Here is a 3223-nt window from a genome sequence, read left to right as displayed (position 1 = left end):
AGGGGGCCTGTGCCCCCTCTTGCCGGCTTCCCCATGGGCCTCCCCCACTGACCCATGGGAAAGCCGAAGCCAATAAAAACAGGCTATCCTGATTCGTAAACTCAGATCCAGAGGCAGACAATGACCAAACAGATCAAGCGTATTGGTGTACTGACCAGCGGTGGCGACGCCCCGGGTATGAACGCAGCCATCCGCGCCGTGGTGCGCGCCGCCCTGCATCACGGGCTCGAGGTCTATGGTATCCAGGACGGATATCTGGGCCTGCACCAGGACCGCATCGTCAAGCTCGAGCGCCACAGCGTCTCCGACGTGGTGAACCGTGGCGGTACCTTCCTCGGCTCCGCCCGCTTCCCCGCCTTCAAGGAGGAGAAAGTGCGCGCCGAGGCGATCGAAAACCTGAAAAAGCACGGTATCGACGCCCTGGTGGTGATCGGCGGTGACGGCTCCTACATGGGTGCCAAGAAGCTGACCGAGATGGGTTACCCCTGCATCGGTCTGCCCGGCACCATCGACAACGACATCGCCGGTACCGACTTCACCATCGGCTTTGACACCGCCCTGAACGTGGTGGTGGATGCCATCGACCGTCTGCGTGACACCTGCAGCTCCCACCATCGCATCTCCGTGGTCGAGATCATGGGTCGCCACTGCGGCGATCTGGCCATGTCTGCCGCCGTCGCCGGTGGCGCCGAGTATGTGATCGTGCCGGAAGTGGCCTTCGACAAGGAGCAGCTGCTCGAGCAGATCCGCGCCGGTGAAGCCAAAGGTAAAAAGCACGCCATCATCACCATCTGCGAGCACGTCACCGATGTGAACGCCCTGGCCAAGGATATCGAGGCCATGACCGGCCGCGAGACCCGCGCTACCATCCTGGGCCACATCCAGCGTGGTGGAGCCCCGACTGCCCGCGATCGCATCATGTCCAGCCGTATGGGCGCCTATGCCGTCGAGCTGCTGATAGAGGGCCAGGGTGGCCGCTGCATCGGGATCCAGAAAAACGAGCTGGTGCACCACGACATCATCGACTGCATCGAGAACATGAAGCGCCCCTTCGATCAGGAGCTCTACAACCTCTCCACCACCCTGTTCTAAGCAAGGTGATGTGAACCCTCATAAACCACCGCTTCGGCGGTGGTTTTCTTTTTGGCCGGAGCGCAATTTTGTGCAAGCCCGGCCCCCTCTGTGCTGATAGAGTGGTGATTTTCGAATCAGCCACGACCCCCATGCACCATCAGGATCTCTCGCCCATCGAGCACGCCCACTATCGGGTTACCGACGAACTCGGTGGCCTGCCCCTGCTCGACGCCAGTTTTGCGACCCAGTGCTTCTCGCGCCATGTGCATGAGGAGTACACCATCAGCGTGGTGGAGCGAGGCACCCAGCGCTTCTTTCGCAGCGGCGCCGATCACCTGGCACCGACAGNNGTCAACGCCGACGATGTGCACACCGGGGATGCGGCGAGCGAAGGGGGCTGGTCATACCGTGCCATGTACCCCCTGCCCGAGCAATTTGCCGCCATCGGCCGGGATCTGGGACTCGGCAATGGCATGCCCCCCTACTTTCGTGAACCCGTGGTGCACGATCCGGCCCTGGCCGCCCAACTGACCCTGGTGTTTGACACCCTGGCCGGTGAGGGCCAGCCCCTGCTGCTGCGCGAGAGCCTTGTCTATGGCTTTCTGGTCAATCTGGTGTGTCGCCACGGCCGGGCCCGACCCTCCCCCCAGAACGAGGCCCAGCGCCAGATCCGTCTGGTGCGCGACTATCTGGATGCCCACCCGGCCGAGGAGATCGCCCTGCAGCGCCTCGCCGAGCTGGCGGGGCTCAGCCCCTACCACCTGGTGCGCAGCTTTGGCAAGCAGGTGGGGTTGCCGCCTCACGCCTATCAGACCCAGGTGCGATTGCGCCGAGCCCGCGGCTTGCTGCGCGCCGGTCTGCCCATCGCCGATACCGCTCAGGCGTGCGGTTTTCACGACCAGAGCCACCTGCACCGGCATTTCAAGAAAGCCATGGGGATCACCCCGGGCCAATATGTGGCCCAGCACGGGCTGCGGGGGGCGCCGATCCACACCAGCAATAAGGTACAAGGCAGGGGACTCAGCGGTTGAGAGGATGGTGAGGTTATCAAGGAGATCCATCATGACCCACCCCACCATTCGCTTTCGCCAGGGCACCCTGGCCATGCTCCCCCTCTCGGTCGCCGTGCTCCCCTGGGGGATCCTCGCCGGCTCGTTTGCCATCGAGTGTGGCCTCACCCCCTGGGAGGGCCAGGCCATGTCGGCCATCCTGTTTGCCGGCGCCGCCCAGCTCGCCGCCATGGGCCTTATCAAGGGAGGGGCCGGGATCGCCACCCTGCTGCTCACCACCCTCTTTATTACCTCACGCCACCTGCTCTACAGCCTGGCCATGCGCGAGGCCATAAGCCCCCTGCCCCTGCGCTGGCGCCTGCCGCTCGGCTTTCTGCTCACCGATGAGCTGTTCGCCCTGTGTGGTCACCATGGGCCCGAGCGTTTCGATCGCTGGTATGCCCTCGGTGCCGGCCTCTCTTTCTACCTCATCTGGAACCTGGCGACCCTGCTCGGCATGGTGGCGGGCAGCCAGCTGCCCTGGATGAAGGATCTCGGTCTGGAATTTGTGGTCGCCGCCACCTTTATTGCCATCACGGTCCCCGCCATCAGGCATCGGGGAGTGCTGCTGTGTATGCTCACCGCCCTGGTACTCTCGGTGCTGCTCAGCGTCTGGCAAGTGGAGGGGGCCATGATGCTGGCGAGCGCCGCCGCCATGGTAGTGGGTTATCTCACCGAGCCCGGGGAGGCACGTCCATGATCCTGCTGGCCATCCTCGCCATGACCGCCCTGGTGTTTGCCAGCCGCTACCTGTTTCTCTCCCCAACCCTGCCGGTGCGCCTCGGAGCCCGCTCACGTCGGTTGCTCGGCTACGCCATGCCGGCGGTACTCACCGCCCTGTGGGGCCCGATCGTGTTTGTGCCCGAGGGAGAGCTGGCCATAAGCCCGGCCAGTCCCTATCTCCTGGGCGCCCTGTGTGCGGCACTGCTCGCCTGGCGAACCCGCCATGTGCTACTGGCGACCCTGGCGAGCCTCTCTCTATTCCTGCTGCTGCGCGTTGCCCTCTAGCGGCCCGGAAAAAAACCGGCCAAGGCCGCAACGTTGTTCAGTTAAGGGAAGTTGAGTGCCAGCCCACGTTGCATCAGGGCTAAAAAACGAGG

At 64.0% G+C, this 3223-nt stretch carries 4 protein-coding genes; all 4 read left to right on the top strand.

All coding sequences use genetic code 11. The features are described 5' to 3' along the window. Window positions 1-120 precede the first annotated feature (120 nt). The 4 genes from pfkA to BN1133_RS12995 all read left to right on the top strand — a co-directional run bounded on the left by pfkA (window position 121) and on the right by BN1133_RS12995 (window position 3131). Window positions 121-1092 (top strand): 6-phosphofructokinase, encoded by a 972-nt coding sequence (pfkA, locus tag BN1133_RS13010; protein ID WP_050666942.1) that lies wholly within the window; start codon window positions 121-123, stop codon window positions 1090-1092. Window positions 1093-1223: 131 nt separating this feature from the next. After that, window positions 1224-2105, top strand: coding sequence for an AraC family transcriptional regulator (locus BN1133_RS13005; RefSeq protein ID WP_082178009.1), 882 nt, complete (start codon window positions 1224-1226; stop codon window positions 2103-2105). 31 nt (window positions 2106-2136) lie between these two features. Continuing rightward, window positions 2137-2823: an AzlC family ABC transporter permease gene (locus BN1133_RS13000; protein WP_153006766.1), complete on the top strand. Its 687-nt coding sequence runs from the start codon at window positions 2137-2139 to the stop codon at window positions 2821-2823. Continuing rightward, window positions 2820-3131, top strand: a complete 312-nt coding sequence (locus BN1133_RS12995; protein ID WP_050666940.1) for an AzlD domain-containing protein — start codon at window positions 2820-2822, stop codon at window positions 3129-3131. Before BN1133_RS13000 ends, BN1133_RS12995 begins: the two co-directional genes overlap by 4 nt. Window positions 3132-3223 lie beyond the last annotated feature (92 nt).

This window comes from Aeromonas schubertii, from assembly GCF_000820105.1.
In the GTDB taxonomy this organism is placed as follows: Bacteria; Pseudomonadota; Gammaproteobacteria; order Enterobacterales; family Aeromonadaceae; genus Aeromonas; species Aeromonas schubertii.
The sequence above is the reverse complement of the archived record's forward strand: the minus strand, read 5'-3'. Positions and strand labels throughout refer to the sequence as shown.